We start from the raw sequence: 17,227 nt of genomic DNA, 5'->3' as shown, positions 1-17,227 counted from the left end.
AGATAACAACCTAATACGCCAAAACAATAATGAAGACGACTTCAACGAAGCTCGCTATTTTACTGTTCCCAATGCTATGTGTTGCTTGTGCCACAACAAGCGAAACTCGGCTCAAGCAAACTTTACAACACTATATCGGACAATCGTCACATCAAGTTCAAAATCAACTCAACCTCAATATCATGGGTTATAAAGTGCTCGGTGCTCCTGTATATACCCCAGAGAAACTGACCTAAACTCTGTTACGTAATATGCCTATTCCGATGGTAACCCCCAATCTTGGAACCAGTGTCAGTATGGGTGCGCCCATTCCGACACCTTTCAGCGGTAGCCTGAATATTGAAATGAAATGCAACATTGAGTTCAGACTGCATGATGATCTTGTGGAATCTATTCACTACATCGGCAAAGCGTGTTAGCGGCTGCGTTATGTTGAGTCGCCTACATACCGTTTATCTCAAATTACTCGAAACATACTCAAACGAACGTTCAGATATACAATACTAAAAGGGTCTTTCTCTGCTTAGGGGATGATCATGAAGCCCTTTATTGTCAGTTTTTTTAGTTCCATCTGCTTTCTACTGCTTCAAGCTTGCAGCAGCTCTCCAACGCAACACCAGACCGTCGTTTCACCCGCTAAAATTGCGCTCCCCGACTATTTAGAACAATATATCGGCCAAGATGTATCGAGCATTCGGCGCGAACTCAACTTACGTCAACTCGGTTATGAAACTTTAGGTACGCCGATTCAAACACCAAACCAACTGAGTTACACCATTGTCAGGCGGATTCAAATTCCAACCCCTATGCCCACTATGCGTAGCGACAGCAGTGTCGGTGCGATTCCTATTCCCACACATACTCCATTCTATGATGTTCAGTTAGAGTGCCAAGTCCACTTTTTATTAAAAGATAATATTGCGCAATCAATTCAATATCGAGGTAAAGCTTGTAAAGGTTATTAAAGCTTGGGCATAAAAAAACGCAGCGGATGGCTGCGTTTTCAAATTTTTTTTGGCTTAGTTCAGTGCAGCCACAACCGCCTGCCCCATTTCGGCAGTACCCACTTTGCTCATACCTTCAGACATGATATCAGCGGTACGCAAGCCTTGATCTAGGACATTGCCTACTGCATCTTCAATCGCTTGAGCAGCAGCTTCTTCACGGAAGGTATATCGCAACATCATAGCTACTGAAAGAATAGTGGCTAATGGGTTGGCAATATTTTGTCCTGCGATATCGGGCGCCGAACCATGACATGGCTCATACATCCCTTTCGCATTTTCATCTAAGGATGCTGATGGCAACATCCCAATTGAACCTGTCAACATCGCGGCTTCATCAGACAAGATATCACCAAATAAGTTACCTGTCACAATCACGTCAAACTGTTTAGGCGCTCGCACCAATTGCATTGCAGCATTATCGACATACATATGCGACAAGTTAATGTTTGGATAGTCAGCTTCTTTCATCGCCGTTACGGTTTGTTTCCAAAGCTCCGTCACTTCAAGGACGTTGGCTTTATCAACCGAACAGACTTTGCCACCACGTAAACCAGCCATTTCAAAAGCCACTTTCGCAATACGCTTAATTTCAGACTCAGCATAAACGTCGGTGTTAAAACCTTGTTTTTCACCATTCTCAAGTTCACGAATCCCCCGTGGCTGACCGAAATAAATCCCGCCAGTTAATTCACGAACGATAAGAATATCAAGACCTGCTACAATTTCAGGCTTTAAGCTTGATGCATCTGCCAATTGCGGATACAAAATAGCTGGACGTAAGTTCGCGAATAAGTTTAATTCACTACGAATTTTTAACAAACCACGCTCTGGACGGATCGAACGCTCAATGTTGTCCCACTTCGGACCACCTACCGCACCAAGTAAAATTGCATCTGCATTTTTAGCTTGTGCTGCGGTCACATCTGGATAAGGTGAACCGTGTGCATCTATGGCAGCCCCACCGAGTAGGCCCTGTTCCCACGTTAAACCTAAATTGAATTGATCATTGACTCGTGTAAGTACCTGTTCTGCGGCTTTTACAATTTCAGGACCAATGCCGTCACCAGCCAAAATCAAAATATGTTTAGACATGAAATATTCCATTGTTGGTGAGTTCTGACTCACACGATTAAAGTTTTTGTTCTACAAACTCGCCCAAGCCATTTAAGACATTGTAAGGTTTGCAAAAACGACGAATTGTTCTTTGGTTTTGCTTTAAATCGACACATAAAGGGTCAGGTGCAGACATATTCAACAAACTTCCCTGATGTCGACTGCGCGCACGGAACATCCTAAAGGTGTAGCGTTCCGCAGGCTTAAAACGATGAATGACATGCAGCGTTTCAGCGCGATCGACCGAAACGGGATAGAAGCGAATCACCAGTTCATGTTGCCCCGCTGGCACTGACAGAAACAAGGCATTCGCTTCATTCAAATCATCTCGTTTTAGACGCACGACCTTCTCTCGAATGGCCTCACGGCTGACACGATGATTGTCGGCATTCACAATTTTGATCTGATTCCATCGTTCAAATTCGCAGTTCACTGTACCAGTACAGTAAAGCTGTGCATTATTTTTACTCGCTGGGGTATCCTGAATCCGCTTTATGCTTGCCGTATTCATGCTTTGGCAGGCAGTTAATGTTCCCACCAACGCCAGTAGAGCGATACGACTGTAACTCGTCACCATTGTTCAAGCCCAACCTTTACCAGTAGCAAAACGTTTGAAATTCTTTTGCTCGATATTAACAAGAGATGGCCCCAAGCACTAGATGCATCGAATTTTCAATTAAGCATGAATTTCAGCAAACACCCACGGACGTGATGCTTTGGTCTTTTCTTCATAGGCTTTGATGTCATCTGCAACCTGTAAAGTTAACCCAATATCATCCAAACCATTTAACAAACAGTGCTTACGAAATGGATCGACTTCAAATGTGAAGGCTTCACCCGATGGTGTACGCACTTCTTGCGCGCCCAAGTCAATCGTTAGCTGATAACCTTCTGTTGCTGCACATTCTTTGAAAAGTTGATCAACAATCTCTTCAGACAAAATCACAGGCAACATGCCATTTTTGAAACTATTATTAAAGAAAATGTCGGCATAGCTGGGTGCAATCACAGTACGGAAACCATATTCTTCCAATGCCCACGGCGCATGTTCGCGGCTTGAACCACAACCAAAGTTCGCACGAGAAATTAAGATGCTGGCCCCTTGGTAACGTGGCTGATTCAATGCAAAATCAGGGTTTTTAGGACGTTTGGAATTGTCTTGTCCCAAAAAACCTTCATCTAAATAACGCAATTCATCAAATAAGTTTTCACCAAAACCCGTTCGTTTAATGGATTTCAAAAACTGTTTTGGAATGATCAAGTCTGTATCGACATTGGCACGGTCTAAAGGTGCAACGATACCCTGTTCAACGGTATATTTTTTCATGTCTATGCTCCCAAGCCCGAATTAAAATGAACGCACATCGACAAAATGACCTGCAATCGCTGCTGCCGCTGCCATCGCTGGGCTCACCAAGTGCGTGCGACCACCATTGCCCTGACGACCTTCGAAGTTACGGTTAGAGGTCGATGCACAGTGCTCACCGGGTTGTAATTTGTCTGCATTCATGGCTAAACACATTGAACAACCTGGCTCACGCCATTCAAAGCCCGCTTCAATCAAAACTTTGTCTAAGCCTTCGGCTTCTGCTTGCGCTTTGACTAAACCAGACCCTGGAACCACCATGGCTTGTTTAATCGTACTTGCCACTTTTTTGCCTTTGGCAACTTCAGCCGCGGCACGAATATCTTCAATTCGAGAGTTGGTACATGAACCAATAAAAACACGGTCTAACTGAATATCTGCCAACGCCTGACCTGCGGTTAAACCCATGTAATTGTAAGCACGTGTCCAATCATTGCGTTGCACTTCATCTTTGGCTTGTTCTAATGTCGGTACAGCTTGAGTCACTGGAATTACCATTTCAGGCGATGTGCCCCAAGACACTTGTGGCTCAATCTCTTCACCTTGCAATACAACTACAGTGTCAAAATGCGCATCTGCATCCGAATGTAAAGTATTCCAATACGCAACTGCGGCATCCCACTGTGCACCTTGTGGTGCATATGGGCGGTCTTTGACATAGGCAATGGTTTTGTCATCGACAGCCACCATACCCACACGTGCGCCGCCCTCAATCGCCATATTACACACCGTCATACGACCTTCGATCGACATATCACGGAACACTTGACCACCAAACTCGATCGCGTGACCTGTACCGCCTGCAGTACCAATTTTACCGATGATGGCTAAAACCACATCTTTCGGTGTTACGCCCTGACCCAATACACCATCAACACGTACCAACATGTTTTTCATCTTCTTTTGAACCAAGCATTGGGTTGCCAATACATGCTCCACTTCAGATGTCCCAATCCCGTGTGCTAAACAGCCAAATGCACCATGTGTTGCCGTATGAGAGTCTCCACACACTACCGTCATACCCGGTAAAGTCAAACCTTGCTCAGGCCCGACCACGTGTGCAATCCCTTGACGCACATCATTAATGTCAAACTGCACCACATTAAAGGTTTTACAGTTGTCGTCTAAGGTCTGAACTTGGATACGCGAAGTATCATCTTCAATACCTGCGATTCCTTCCGAACGCTCTTTGGTCGATGTTGGAACATTATGATCGGGGGTTGCCACATTCGCACTTAAACGCCATGGTTTACGACCCGCTAGTTGTAAACCTTCAAAGGCTTGCGGAGAAGTCACTTCATGTAATAAATGACGGTCGATATAGAGTAAAGCCGAGCCATCGTCGCGTTGTTTTACTAAGTGGTCATCCCACAATTTGTCATACAATGTTTTTGCTTGTTGGTTTTCGCCTGCCATGTCGATTGACTCCACTGGACTGGGTAATTCTTTCATTAAAATCGATTATAACGACGATTTCACATAAATCTAATTTATCATTTTTATTAATTTAAAAACTTTTTGGAATTATTTTAAATTAATACCTCTTTATTTCAATCCCTTTGATTGCAAGCCCTCATCGTTGGTTTTAATTCAAGCGCTATAGCCTATTTATCAACCTATTGTAGGCCTCGCAGTATATGTCTCTGCTCAGCCATGCAAGGTTTATCTTCCCTATTTAGACCCATACTTTTGAAGCTCGCTTCGTTGATGTGAATAGTAAGACAGCGACCTATGCATAGACTAAAGAGTGAAATCTACAGAAGCTTGTTTTCTCAAGTCAAACATCCCAAACAATCGACTACGTCACCTTACATTCAAAAACCCAATCATGAGCAATCAAAATTTCATTTTGACTTTATTAATGATAATAATTACTATTTGCAAATGAAAGGCATTATTGAGAGGGTATTTATCATGGCGAACATTCAGAAATTTGTAGCGAACAATCAGCGCATATTCAAAAAAACCCTAAGCTATTACATCATGCACATTACTGTGGCCATGATTGTGGCTTACTTTGTCACAGGTAACTTATGGATGGCGGTCACCCTCAGCTTATTAGAACCAACCGTTCAAGCCTTCGCATTCTTTTTCCATGAACGTATTTGGGAGAAAAAGAACCGTACCACCGAAGAAAATATTCCCGCTTAAGCCTTTATATCAAGCACCCTCTCAACTCTCCAAAGATCACATCAAGTGATCTTTTTTTATTTCAGTCCAGACCAAATAACCTACTATTAATTTTAAAGATCGCAATTCATATAAAATTATTTTATAATTTAATTATACTTTCATAACTAGATTATCCTTATGAATCTTGCAGCCTTCGAAGCTTTTGTAAAAGTCATGGAAACCGGCTCTATTTCTTTAGCCGCAGATCAGCTCTTCATTACGCAACCTGCTGTAACCAAACGTATTCATAGTTTAGAAGAATATTTTGGTGTGAAACTGTTTGAGTCTGCGGGTCGTGGTGTACAAGCCACACATGCCGCACATTCACTGCTGCCTAAAGTTAAAAACTGGCTCAATGAACTGGGTGACATTCACCATACCTTGAGTCATGAACAAGGCATGGTCCAAGGCAAACTCAAAATTGGCACCAGTCACCATATTGGTTTGCATCACTTGCCGAGCCATTTACGCAGCTATGTGCAAAGCTTTCCAAATGTCACCTTAGATGTGCACTTTGTCGATTCTGAGCAAGCACATGAAAAAGTACTGGCGGGTGATTTGGAGCTGGCTTTTTTAACGCTTCCACCCAAACTCGATGAGCGTTTGCAGTACGTCACCATTTGGGAAGATCCTTTAGTTTTTGTAGCAGCACCGTTTCATCCGCTAGCACAAATGCAAAACCTACAACTCGAAGACCTGATTCAATACCCAAGTTTATTGCCTGCATCACAAACCTATACCAGCCAAATCACCTTGGCAGAGTTTGAAAAACAAGGGCTGAAACCTAAAATCACCATGAGTAATAATCCACTCGAGTCGATTCGTATGTTGGCATCGATTGGACTGGGTTGGTCAGTGCTTCCAAAAACGATGATTAACCAAGACCTACAGCAGTTGAATGTGAAGTTCGAAATGAACCGTCAACTCGGTATGGTTTGGCATCCGGGCAGAACCCAATCTCGTGCGGTGCAAGAGCTGATTGCAATGATGAACTAAGCTTTACAAGCATTAAAAAACCATCCACAAGGATGGTTTTTTATTTTGCTCGAGCGAATTAAGAAGCACTTATAGCCAATGCAACCAGCCCAAGCCACATCACCAGCAAGATCGAACCTACTATGAGATTTGTACCCCCACGATTTTCTAATTCAGTATGGACGCTTCCACTTCCCAACTGGTGAATCTTGGCAATCTGCTGATCGACATGATACTTGTACAAGGTATTCCCAAACATTCCAAAGGCTACGGCCAAGCCGATATTTGCACCAGAACTTTCAATCCCTAAAATTATTTCAACCATCCCTATGACCACAATCAAACCAATGGACATAAAGCCATAACTGTACATTTTTCGATAAAATAACCAGACCACACCTAAGAAAAATGCGGCAATATTAAAGCCTGCATATTGTTTCTTTGGCGTGATTTTTTCAAATTGAGCTTGATAGTAAGACTCATATTTCAAACCGACAAACAGGGCACGATCTTGTTCTGGTTGATTAACTGAAGCTACAGAGTCTAAAGACGTAGAGTCAGAAAAAGCTTGATGATCGAAAGACATAAATTTCTACTTCTATCTTATTTTTATAAAGAGAGGCAAAGCTTCGACGCTCAGCCTCTTTGAGTTCTACTTATTTTTGGATGAGTGAATCTTCATGCAGGGATTCATTCAGCTGATCTACAATAATGGCCCACTCACCGTCCGATTTAATTTTTTCTGCCAAAAACTGACGTTGCGCTTCAGTCCAATACTCCGCGTCAACAATCGTGGTTTGTGCATTGAGCTGATGCGTTACAATAAACAAGGCGATGGCCTCCTCACTCGCATCTAAACCGAGTTGCTCAAACAGATGGGTCATTCTTGGTCGTACACTCATATTTTTCTCCACGCTTATGTTCTAATTTTTCATAGTCAAAATAGTTTTAGCCATGGTTCAACATAGCATATTTGGTTATTTTTCCAAGATCAGCCCACTTATAGCCCGATATTTTATTATCGCTTTACGCACTTTTCATTTTTAAGTCGATGCCTTTCAAATAAAAAAGACTGCCCGAAAGCAGCCTTTTTAAACAACGAAAGACAGATACTTAAATCGACCAGTCTTGGATTTCCCATGCCTGCTCTTTAGCCAATGCTTCTAGGCGATCATCTGGATTGACGGCAATGGCATGGTCAGCATATTCAAGTAAAAAACGATCATTGATGGAATCCGAATAAGCCCAAGACTCGCTAACATCACGCCCTGCAAGCCATTGATCTAAACGCGTCAATTTGCCTTTTTGGTAGCACGGCGTGTTGATCACTTTGCCCGTGTATTTACCCTCAACCACTTCGGCATTGGTCGCAATAATTTCACTAATCCCAAACTCACGGAAAATCGGTGCGGTAATAAAATCAGAGGTTGCGGTAATGCCAACCAAAGCATGTCCAGCATCGCGGTGTTTTTCAATAGCAGCAAAACCTTCAGGACGCATTTGCGGGCGAATCACTTTGTGCATGAACAGTTCATGCAGTTCAGTGAGGTAGGCATTGTCATGTTGAGTCAAAAATTCAAACACAAATTCATTATAGGCAATCGGGTCGAGCTGCCCTGCTTTGTAGTCTTCATAAAATTTATCGTTCATGGCGCGATGGCGAACTGGGTCGACCAAGCCTTCATTCACCAAAAACTCTCCCCAAGAATGATCTGAATCGGTGTTTAACAAGGTGTGATCGAGATCAAATAGCGCCAATTTCATGAAAATACTCGTAAAAACTGAAATTTAAGAAAAAATTTGTAAATCTATCTCCGCTAGTCGATAGAAATTCGTTAAGATCATAGCAATTTTAACATTTTTAAACTTTGCTTTTTTCGAGTTGGATACAGAAATAAAAATCCCCGATCGCAAAGTCATAAATTACACAATATTTAGGTAGCCAAATGATCGATTCGGAAGGTTTCCGACCCAATGTCGGGATCATTTTGGCAAACGAGTTTGGACAAGTTTTATGGGCAAAACGCATTGGACACAATGCTTGGCAATTTCCACAAGGAGGTATCCAATATGGAGAAACCCCTGAACAGGCACTTTATCGTGAGCTGAGAGAAGAAGTTGGCTTACTGCCCGAACACGTCCAAATTGTAGCGCAAACTAAAGGTTGGCTGCGTTATCGTTTGCCGCACCGATACATTCGTACAGATTCCGATCCCGTATGTATTGGACAAAAACAAAAGTGGTTTTTACTCAAACTCACTGCTCCCGCTCAGAACATTCGTTTGAATTTGTCTGATCCGCCTGAGTTTGACCAATGGCAGTGGGTCAGTTATTGGTACCCGCTGGGGCAAGTTGTAAATTTTAAACGCGATGTATACCGCAAAGCGATGGTGGAGCTGTGCAATCAGCTCCCTCAAAAAAAGCCTTAAAAAATCTAGACGTCCTACAGATTTTTTAAGGATCTCTTGTTATAAATAAGTTGGACGCACATTATTTTTGGAGTAGACGCGATGTCGAATATGCAACTGGATACCCTTCGACGCATTGTACAAGAAATCAATGCGTCCACCAGTTTGCATGAATCACTCGACATTATGGTCAACCATGTGGCGGAAGCCATGCATGTTGATGTTTGCTCCATCTATTTACTCGACGAACGCAATCAACGTTATTTGTTGATGGCATCGAAAGGTTTGAACCCTGATTCGGTCGGCCATGTTTCACTGCATACCAGTGAAGGCTTGGTTGGTCTGGTGGGTCAGCGTGAAGAAATCGTTAACCTTGACAATGCACCGAAACATGAACGTTTTATGTACTTACCTGAAACAGGTGAGGAAATTTATAACTCGTTCCTCGGTGTACCCGTCATGTACCGCCGTAAAGTCATGGGCGTGCTCGTGGTGCAAAACAAAGAGTCGCAAGACTTTAGTGAAGCTGCGGAATCATTCCTCGTCACGCTCTGTGCTCAGCTTTCAGGGGTCATTGCGCATGCGCATGCGGTGGGCAATATCGATGTTTTTCGTAAACCCAGCAATCTACCTGCCTACAAAACCTTCCAAGGTGTCCCAGGTTCAGGTGGAATTGCATTAGGGCGTGCCGTCATTCTCTATCCCCCTGCGGATTTGGCGGCTGTCCCTGACCGTGAAGCCGATGACATCAGTGAAGAATTAGAGCTGCTGGATCGTGCCCTCACCTCAGTGCGTGATGAAATCAAATCACTTGATGACAAAATGCAAGATGCCCTCATGGCGGAAGAGCGCGCCCTGTTTAGCGTGTTCTTACGCATGTTGGATGAAAATGCGCTACCAGCGGAAATTAAAGAACAAATTCGTGATGGGAACTGGGCACAAGGTGCGGTGCGTATCGTCATCGATAATCACATCGATCTGTTTGAACAGATGGAAGATGACTATCTCCGTGAACGTGCCGCGGACTTAAAAGATCTCGGGCGACGGATTTTGGCCTATTTGCAAGAAGCCGACTCCAGCCACCGTGAACTTACCGATGAAAGTATTCTGATTGGAGAAGAAATCTCAACCGCAGCCTTGGTTGAACTGCCAGTCGATAAAATTGCAGCCATCGTAACTACCGAAGGCGCCATGAACTCGCATATGGTGATTGTAGCGCGCGCACTCGGTATTCCAACCGTTGTTGGTGTCACTGAACTGCCAATTAATACCCTCGATGATGTGGAAATGATCGTCGATGCGCACCAAGGGCGTGTGTTCATTAATCCACCTCGCCGTTTACGTAGTCGCTATAAAGAAATTCAAAAAGAAGAAGAACTGATTGCCAAAGATTTAAAACAGTATGAAACTAAAGATGCCATCACCCCTGATGGTGTCGCAGTCAAACTGTTCGTCAATACTGGCTTGATGATTGATGTGGTCCGTGGTGTACAACGCGGTGCCAAAGGTGTTGGTCTATATCGCTCTGAAATTCCGTTCATGCTGCGTGATCGCTTCCCAGGTGAAGAAGAACAGCGTGCGATTTATCGTCAACAGTTGAGCCACTTTGCCAACAAACCTGTGGTGATGCGTACCCTCGATATCGGTGCAGATAAGGACTTGCCTTATTTTTCAATTGAGGAAGAAAACTCCGCATTGGGCTGGCGCGGCATTCGCTTTACGCTCGACCACCCTGAAATTTTTTCTTCACAAATTCGTGCCATGCTCAAAGCCAGTATTGGTCTTAACAACCTACACATTCTTCTGCCAATGGTGACCAGTGTCAGTGAAGTAGAAGAAGCGTTGTATTTACTGGAGCGTGACTGGGTCGCGGTACAAGAAGAAGAACAGGTCAAAATCACCAAACCAAAAATCGGGATCATGGTCGAAGTACCAAGTGTCTTATTGCAGATTGAAGAATTTGCCGAGTTGGTTGACTTTTTCTCGGTGGGTTCAAACGACCTAACGCAATACTTACTGGCCGTCGACCGTAATAATCCACGTGTCGCCAATGTCTACTCTCATTTCCACCCTGCGGTTTTACGTGCGCTCACCCGCTTAGTTAAAGAGTGTCATAAGTACAACAAACCAGTCAGTATTTGTGGGGAAATGGCGGGTGATCCTTTGTCTGCGATCTTACTGATGGCGATGGGCTTCAATACCCTATCAATGAGCTCAAGCAACATTCTGCGTGTACGCAAAGCCATTTGTCATGTCCCAATGCCAGATGCGGTCGAATTGTTAGAGCGTGCCTTGAAAATGAGTAATCCACTCATTGTGAAAAGTCAGATGGAATATTATTTTAAAACCCATGGTTTGGCCGATATGGTCAAATCCGCAACACGTATTGTGACGGCTTAAAGGTCTTTAAACCCAAAGAACGGACATTAAAAAAGGGAGATAATCATCTGAATATCTCCCTTTTTTGTGCTTGTCATAGCCTCGTTTTGCATTTTTCTTTCGGTCTACAAAGACTTGGCTTTGGTTAACTTCATGCATGTGTTTAGCCACGAAGTTGTGAATCACAACTTTTGGCTCAGCTTTCTTCTTTGCCATTTTTTTCACCTTGTTGATCTGATCATCTCGCTGATGATGCGCTAGAAATTTTACGCCTTTTTGAACGTATTACAAGCGATTTTGGCTGAACCTAGGCGAATTCAAACATGAGGTGCGACAGTTTGAAAAGTCTTATGATAATCAACAAGCTGAGCAAATTTCTCTAATGGTGTAAGCCAATCTAACGCTTTTCTAGGACGAGTATTCAGTGACATGGCAACTTGATTTAAATAATGCTGATCTGCCTGATTTAAATCAATCCCTTTAGGTAAATATTGCCTAATTAAACCATTCATATTTTCGCATGTGCCTTTTTGCCAGGGTGAATGTGGGTCACAGAAATATACATCTATGCCTAAATCTTCTTCAAGTATTTTATGTTCTGCCATCTCGCGTCCACGGTCATAGGTCAACGTTTTACGCAGTTCTGCAGGTAAATATTTCAGAGCTTCAGTTAAAGCCTTGCGCACTGATTCTGCCTTTGCATCAGGTAATGTTGCCAAGATACAGAGCCGTGTATTTCGTTCAATAAGTGTTGCTATCGAACTTTTATTGTCTTTACCTTTAATTAAATCAGCTTCCCAATGACCCGGTATTTTTCTTTCTTGAACTTCGGCTGGGCGCTCATGAATAGTTTTAATATCCTGTAATATAGAATCTTTTTTAGGTTCACCGTTAGCTTTTCGCTTTTTATTTTCATGACGCAGACAGGATAATAAGTCTTTTTTCAACTCACCCTTGGGTAATGCGCGTATCGTTGAATAAATCGTTGTATGGCTTACATTCATTGTTTGATCCAAATCAGGAAATGTCTTTAAACGCTTTGCTATTTGCTGAGGAGACCATAAACAACGGATCGCTTCAACAATAAATTTCCAGAGGATTGAATCGATTTTGAGTTTTCTGTGACCACGTCTACGTCTAGCAAAAGTGTTATCAGAAGCATATCGAGCTTGATAAACGTCATTGATGCTATTTCTTTTAAGCTCACGATAGATCGTACTAGGATGTCTTTTAATAAGTTCAGCAAATTTTCTGGCTGAAAAGCCTTCTTTTCTTGACTCAAGCATTAATGCAGTACGATCTTCAAAGTTAAGATGATGGTATGACAATTTTATATACTCCATAAACCCTTTAAATTAATTAGGTGGTTTATGTCGCACTTCAAGTTTTACTCTGCCCTATATCACCAACTCATCCGCTATTTTCCAATTCAATTACAGGTTATGGCAATGCTTTATTTTGCACTGCCTTTGATCCATATACTTAAAATATCGCTTAGACATAAAACTGTTCTAACAACAAAATCATCGCAATCAACATCATCAATACCCCTGACACTCGACTGACCACTCTAGCTGCCTGTGGGCGTGTGCCCAAAACTTTCTGCGCACTAAATCCAACCAAGAAATAAACAGCCGCACAACTCATAAGGTGAATTCCCGCCAATAAAACAATTTGAGAGGTGGGCGACAAAGCCGCTTGCGGGTCGATAAAGGGCGGCAATAAAGCCAAAAATAACAGCAGGACTTTCGGGTTTAATCCACTCAAGTAAACGCCTCGAATGTACCATGACTTTGAAGATGCAATGGCAACCTGATCACTGCTAATACTTGCAGGACGCATCGACAGACTCAGCCCCATCCACAGCAAATAAACAGCCCCAACGCCCGTGAGTACTTGAAGCAATACGGGCTGACTGGTCACCAATGTGCCCACACCCGCTGCAACAATCAGTGCCGCCATCAAATGCCCTGTTAATAACCCGGTTACCGCAGGCAAGACTCTTTTGCCCTGTATTCCCGACGAAATAGCATAGGCCCAATCTATACCTGGTGTCATCACAAACAGGATCGAAACACCCCAAAATGCAATCATAATATTCAGTGACATCCCTTTCCTCTCTTATCCATCACCGTTTTGAGGTTTAATCCAATCAAAACATGATCTGTATCAAATAATTTTGAAAGGATATCCTTTAGGCTCTAAAATGTGCTTTCAAATATTTGTGCAATAACACCTAAAAAGGGGAGATTCTTCCACATGGATAAAATTGATAAGAAGATTCTTGCTGAACTACAAGCCGATGGTCGTTTATCTGTTACGGAGTTGGCGCATAAGGTAGGGCTTAGCCTCTCTCCCTGTCACCGTAGAGTCAAAGCCTTAGAAGATACAGGTATTATCAAAGGCTATCGCGCACAGTTGGATATCTCCCAGCTTGGCTTGAATTTCTCCACCATTGTTTTTGTGACGCTCAAAAATGGCGATAAAGATTCGGTACAAAGTCTTGAAGACGCGATTCTTAAGGTTCCTCAAATTGTGAAAGCGCAGCGACTTTTTGGTGACCCCGACTATTTGCTGCATGTCGTGACCTATGACTTAGAAAGTTATCAAAAACTCTATGATGAGCACTTGTCAGCACTGCCAAATGTGCAACGTCTCATCTCTACCATGGTGATGAAAAATATTATTTCCAATCGTAGCGTCTTGTTCTAACAAGAATATGCTCTAGGGTCAGCTAAATACCTGTAATTGATCTGTCTTTTTCTGAATGGCCTCGCGATTTCAAGAAAATCTGTCCTGCTCGGTGCTAAAAAGTCCTTGTTAATGAATGATGTTCAACAAAATCGAGAAGCCTCGCTTCAATAAAAAGAAAGTGGCTAGAACATATTTTAAATTGAAGCGTGAATCATATTATTTCTCACCATTTTTTTGTTTGCTTCCCTTGATAAAAACGCTAGATTAAATCTTAATCACAGACAAAATAAGAGCATCGCCATGCCACTCGGAAAAGACAAAGATGCAACCATTGTGGTCAAAGATACGCCAGACCAAGAAAAGTATGAGTTTCTAAAAGAAAAAATTCGTTATAAGCAGGCCTTGCGCGAAAACTCCAAAAAAATTGACCACCAAAAAGTCCGATTAAACATCCAAGCGGATGCACTGCCAAGCAAAACCTTTTTTATTATGAATGCCTTGGCTGCCGTTATTGCAGGCTATGGACTGCTGTCCAACTCTGCTGCGGTGGTGATTGGCGCGATGTTGGTTGCCATGATGCTGGGGCCAATTTCAGGTATCGCTTTGGCTTTAATTGATAACCGCTGGCTGCTGTTTAAAACCGCACTATCCACTTTGCTACTGGGCATTGGCATGATTTATAGCATCGGGATCATTTTAGGGCTGGTGAACTATGACCTACCCATGACCAATGAAATATTATCGCGTACGCAGCCAACCATTTTGGATTTGATGATTGCTTTAGCAGGAGGTGCCGCAGGTGCTTTTGCCTCAGTATCTCCTCGCCTGTCTGTGGCTGTGGTGGGTGTCGCCGTTGCGACGGCCTTAGTTCCGCCCTTGGTGGCCAGCGGGATTTTATTTGCACATATGGAATGGAAAAACTCAGCCAATGCATTTTTACTGGCGGTGACCAACATCTTCGCCATTCAGATTAGCTCATCTTTAGTCCTTTGGATTGCAGGCTTTAGACGGGGTTCCAGCGAAGAAGTGCAGAGTAATGTCAAAGAGTTTCTCAAACGTAATGCTGTTAGCCTAATGTTCTTGGCACTTTTAGGGATTTATCTCTCACTCAACTTTTATGCGCTGCTCAATACACGGCTGTACGAAAGCAGTACCGAGGCGACCATTAGCACAGAACTCAACCACGCCAATAATATTATTGATACCATCCAATACGATAAAAGAGATGATTTCACTTTAGTCCGTGTCTCTATCCGTGGAGATATTCCGCCTAGCCCAGTGCAAATTGCAGCACTCAATCAAAAGCTATTGCCAGACTTGAACGATAACCCAAGCATTGTTCAAGTCCGCTTTATTCCGATTGATATTATTCAGGCTGAAGACAGCCCCAACGTCAAACTCGAACAAGATGAAGCGCAGAAGCTTTCAGTACAATAATGAGCTTTAAGCTGCAAATGCTCTATGCAGCAGTCGTTCTACGTCGGGTTGTTTCATCTCAAGCATCCCGACAACACGACCATGAAATGGACTATAACGGCTTTGAATAAAGCCATCAGCCACATAGTTTGGTGCATGCCGTTTTAGCAGGACTGCTTGTGCCAAAATCACTAAACGACTAACCAAGCTGCGCCCCATAAATTGTAGTTCTTCAGGTGTCTGTTGGAACAACTGAAATAGACTTTTCAGCTCTTGTTTCAACTGTTCATCTTGCATAGCCGTGGTGGCCAAATCTTGAAACAGGATTTCAATCGACTCTACATCACGGCTGATAGCACGCAGCACATCCAAACACATGACATTGCCTGAACCTTCCCAAATGGTATTGACTGGGGCTTCTTTAAAAATACGTGCCATGATGCCGTTGTCAACATAGCCATTGCCGCCAAAAACTTCCATTGCCTCACCGCTGAGTTCCACAGTACGTTTACAAATCCAGAACTTCGACGCTGGGGTCATAATGCGTTTCCACGCTACAGACAGCGCATCATCCGTTTCATAACAATGCGCCAAATGAAAACTGAGTTGCATCGCCGCTTCCGTTTCTAAGGCTAAATCTGCCAGTAAGGCTTGCATCAGCGGTTGTTCAGCCAAATGCTTACCAAAGGCTTTACGCTGACGGGTATAAGCAATACATTGCACCAAGGCTTGTCTGAGCATGGCAGTACTACCCACCGAACAGGTCAAACGGGTGTAATTCGCCATTTCAATGATGGTGGGAATACCGCGTCCAGCTTCCCCAATCATAATGCCCCACGCCTCTTTAAATTCGACTTCCGAGCTGGAGTTACTTCGGTTGCCGACTTTGTCTTTTAAGCGTTGCACATGAATTGGGTTCTTGGTGCCATCCTCCAGCCAACGGGGCACAAAGAAACAGGCCAAACCATCTTGTTCCGTCTTTGCCACCACCAAATGCGCATCACACATCGGTGCAGAGAAAAACCATTTATGCCCTGTGAGCAAATAGGCTTGTCCACGCCCCGACTCGGCGACTGGCACAGCGATGGTTTCATTGGCACGCACATCCGAACCGCCCTGCTTTTCGGTCATGCCCATGCCCAGCCAAATCGATTTTTTCTGGCTAATCGGTACATCACGTTCATCGTATTCTGTTGAAAGTAACTTATCGCCTATTTTGGCCCACAGTTCAGGCTCACGTTGAATCAGTGGAAGACTGCCTAAGGTCATCGAGTTTGGACACAAGTTTCCACACTCCACCTGCCCTGCCAAATAAAAACGCGCTGCCCATTCGACCCATTTTGAGGGTGAATTGGGCTGATTAAACGGATGTGCGTGGGTATCGAACTGACGATTTAATCCCATCCATTTATGCCATGCGGGATGAAACTCGATAGAGTCTTTACGGCGTCCACGGGCATCAAAGGCATGTAATATGGGCGTATGTCTATTGGCCAAGTCGGCATAATCATAATATTCCGCTGAACCAACGACATTCCCCAACTCTGTGAGTTTTGCCTGATCCTGACTACCATAACGAGTCAGGATTTCTTGTAAAATGCTATCGGTTTCAAACAGGTTATAATTTTCCAGTTCATCAAACTGATTGCTAATTTGATGGGTCATCCATGCCGTATTCATATCACTTTGCTCTTGTT

20 protein-coding genes are annotated in these 17,227 nt (G+C 43.4%); 9 read left to right on the top strand and 11 right to left on the bottom strand.

Features of this window, described 5'->3' with window-relative positions:
• The first annotated feature begins 29 nt into the window (after nt 1-29).
• The 3 genes from AC4CUX_RS09785 (at nt 30) to AC4CUX_RS09775 (ending at nt 965) form a co-directional block, all read left to right on the top strand.
• Nucleotides 30-236 carry a hypothetical protein gene (locus AC4CUX_RS09785; protein ID WP_348927412.1) on the top strand — a complete coding sequence of 69 codons (207 nt, stop codon included), beginning with the start codon at nt 30-32 and terminating at the stop codon, nt 234-236.
• Nucleotides 237-263: 27 nt separating this feature from the next.
• The gene (locus AC4CUX_RS09780) at nt 264-419 is read left to right on the top strand and encodes a hypothetical protein (protein ID WP_490792374.1); all 156 of its coding nucleotides are present in this window, start codon (nt 264-266) and stop codon (nt 417-419) included.
• A gap of 117 nt (nt 420-536) precedes the next feature.
• Nucleotides 537-965, top strand: coding sequence for a hypothetical protein (locus tag AC4CUX_RS09775; RefSeq protein WP_490751913.1), 429 nt, complete (start codon nt 537-539; stop codon nt 963-965).
• Nucleotides 966-1,019: 54 nt separating this feature from the next.
• Here AC4CUX_RS09775 and leuB read toward each other — a convergent pair whose 3' ends face one another.
• The 4 genes from leuB to leuC form a co-directional block, all read right to left on the bottom strand.
• Complete coding sequence (gene leuB / locus AC4CUX_RS09770; protein ID WP_010325845.1) at nt 1,020-2,099, bottom strand: 3-isopropylmalate dehydrogenase; 1,080 nt, start codon at nt 2,097-2,099, stop codon at nt 1,020-1,022.
• A 37-nt stretch (nt 2,100-2,136) separates the two neighbouring features.
• Entirely contained in the window at nt 2,137-2,697 is a 561-nt protein-coding gene (locus tag AC4CUX_RS09765) for a hypothetical protein (protein WP_005400864.1), read from the bottom strand.
• Nucleotides 2,698-2,796: 99 nt separating this feature from the next.
• Nucleotides 2,797-3,447 (bottom strand): 3-isopropylmalate dehydratase small subunit, encoded by a 651-nt coding sequence (gene leuD, locus AC4CUX_RS09760; protein WP_005400865.1) that lies wholly within the window; start codon nt 3,445-3,447, stop codon nt 2,797-2,799.
• Between the two features lie 21 nt (nt 3,448-3,468).
• Nucleotides 3,469-4,902 carry a 3-isopropylmalate dehydratase large subunit gene (leuC, locus tag AC4CUX_RS09755; RefSeq protein ID WP_279700733.1) on the bottom strand — a complete coding sequence of 478 codons (1,434 nt, stop codon included), beginning with the start codon at nt 4,900-4,902 and terminating at the stop codon, nt 3,469-3,471.
• A 498-nt stretch (nt 4,903-5,400) separates the two neighbouring features.
• Here leuC and AC4CUX_RS09750 point away from each other — a divergent pair, with 498 nt between their 5' ends.
• Both AC4CUX_RS09750 and AC4CUX_RS09745 read left to right on the top strand, forming a co-directional pair.
• Complete coding sequence (locus tag AC4CUX_RS09750; protein ID WP_004692541.1) at nt 5,401-5,637, top strand: DUF2061 domain-containing protein; 237 nt, start codon at nt 5,401-5,403, stop codon at nt 5,635-5,637.
• 159 nt (nt 5,638-5,796) lie between these two features.
• Nucleotides 5,797-6,654, top strand: coding sequence for a LysR family transcriptional regulator (locus AC4CUX_RS09745; protein ID WP_004692542.1), 858 nt, complete (start codon nt 5,797-5,799; stop codon nt 6,652-6,654).
• Between the two features lie 58 nt (nt 6,655-6,712).
• Here the strand turns inward: AC4CUX_RS09745 and AC4CUX_RS09740 are convergent, their stop codons facing one another.
• The 3 genes from AC4CUX_RS09740 to AC4CUX_RS09730 all read right to left on the bottom strand — a co-directional run bounded on the left by AC4CUX_RS09740 (nt 6,713) and on the right by AC4CUX_RS09730 (nt 8,397).
• The gene (locus tag AC4CUX_RS09740; RefSeq protein WP_490792373.1) at nt 6,713-7,219 is read right to left on the bottom strand and encodes a DUF2628 domain-containing protein; all 507 of its coding nucleotides are present in this window, start codon (nt 7,217-7,219) and stop codon (nt 6,713-6,715) included.
• Nucleotides 7,220-7,289: 70 nt separating this feature from the next.
• Nucleotides 7,290-7,535, bottom strand: a complete 246-nt coding sequence (locus tag AC4CUX_RS09735; RefSeq protein WP_004978928.1) for a DUF2789 family protein — start codon at nt 7,533-7,535, stop codon at nt 7,290-7,292.
• Nucleotides 7,536-7,746: 211 nt separating this feature from the next.
• Nucleotides 7,747-8,397 carry an HAD family hydrolase gene (locus AC4CUX_RS09730; protein ID WP_004692545.1) on the bottom strand — a complete coding sequence of 217 codons (651 nt, stop codon included), beginning with the start codon at nt 8,395-8,397 and terminating at the stop codon, nt 7,747-7,749.
• 182 nt (nt 8,398-8,579) lie between these two features.
• On the opposite strand from AC4CUX_RS09730, the gene AC4CUX_RS09725 reads away from it, so the two are divergent.
• Both AC4CUX_RS09725 and ptsP read left to right on the top strand, forming a co-directional pair.
• Nucleotides 8,580-9,062 (top strand): RNA pyrophosphohydrolase, encoded by a 483-nt coding sequence (locus AC4CUX_RS09725; RefSeq protein ID WP_004692547.1) that lies wholly within the window; start codon nt 8,580-8,582, stop codon nt 9,060-9,062.
• 81 nt (nt 9,063-9,143) lie between these two features.
• Nucleotides 9,144-11,441, top strand: coding sequence for a phosphoenolpyruvate--protein phosphotransferase (gene ptsP / locus AC4CUX_RS09720; RefSeq protein WP_004978924.1), 2,298 nt, complete (start codon nt 9,144-9,146; stop codon nt 11,439-11,441).
• A 6-nt stretch (nt 11,442-11,447) separates the two neighbouring features.
• On the opposite strand, the gene AC4CUX_RS09715 is transcribed toward ptsP, so the two are convergent.
• The 3 genes from AC4CUX_RS09715 to AC4CUX_RS09705 all read right to left on the bottom strand — a co-directional run bounded on the left by AC4CUX_RS09715 (nt 11,448) and on the right by AC4CUX_RS09705 (nt 13,529).
• Nucleotides 11,448-11,636 carry a DUF7230 family protein gene (locus AC4CUX_RS09715; protein WP_004978921.1) on the bottom strand — a complete coding sequence of 63 codons (189 nt, stop codon included), beginning with the start codon at nt 11,634-11,636 and terminating at the stop codon, nt 11,448-11,450.
• 101 nt (nt 11,637-11,737) lie between these two features.
• Nucleotides 11,738-12,763 carry an IS30-like element ISAba125 family transposase gene (locus AC4CUX_RS09710; RefSeq protein ID WP_010326927.1) on the bottom strand — a complete coding sequence of 342 codons (1,026 nt, stop codon included), beginning with the start codon at nt 12,761-12,763 and terminating at the stop codon, nt 11,738-11,740.
• 151 nt (nt 12,764-12,914) lie between these two features.
• Nucleotides 12,915-13,529: a LysE family translocator gene (locus AC4CUX_RS09705; RefSeq protein WP_279681161.1), complete on the bottom strand. Its 615-nt coding sequence runs from the start codon at nt 13,527-13,529 to the stop codon at nt 12,915-12,917.
• A gap of 150 nt (nt 13,530-13,679) precedes the next feature.
• Here AC4CUX_RS09705 and AC4CUX_RS09700 point away from each other — a divergent pair, with 150 nt between their 5' ends.
• Together AC4CUX_RS09700 and AC4CUX_RS09695 are read left to right on the top strand one after the other, a co-directional pair.
• Nucleotides 13,680-14,132 carry an Lrp/AsnC family transcriptional regulator gene (locus tag AC4CUX_RS09700; protein ID WP_005400872.1) on the top strand — a complete coding sequence of 151 codons (453 nt, stop codon included), beginning with the start codon at nt 13,680-13,682 and terminating at the stop codon, nt 14,130-14,132.
• A 282-nt stretch (nt 14,133-14,414) separates the two neighbouring features.
• The gene (locus tag AC4CUX_RS09695) at nt 14,415-15,551 is read left to right on the top strand and encodes a DUF389 domain-containing protein (RefSeq protein ID WP_490792372.1); all 1,137 of its coding nucleotides are present in this window, start codon (nt 14,415-14,417) and stop codon (nt 15,549-15,551) included.
• A gap of 6 nt (nt 15,552-15,557) precedes the next feature.
• On the opposite strand, the gene AC4CUX_RS09690 is transcribed toward AC4CUX_RS09695, so the two are convergent.
• Nucleotides 15,558-17,210 (bottom strand): acyl-CoA dehydrogenase family protein, encoded by a 1,653-nt coding sequence (locus AC4CUX_RS09690; RefSeq protein WP_490792371.1) that lies wholly within the window; start codon nt 17,208-17,210, stop codon nt 15,558-15,560.
• Nucleotides 17,211-17,227 lie beyond the last annotated feature (17 nt).

It is taken from the genome of Acinetobacter sp. 231_lipA (assembly GCF_058243005.1).
The sequence above is the reverse complement of the archived record's forward strand: the minus strand, read 5'-3'. Positions and strand labels throughout refer to the sequence as shown.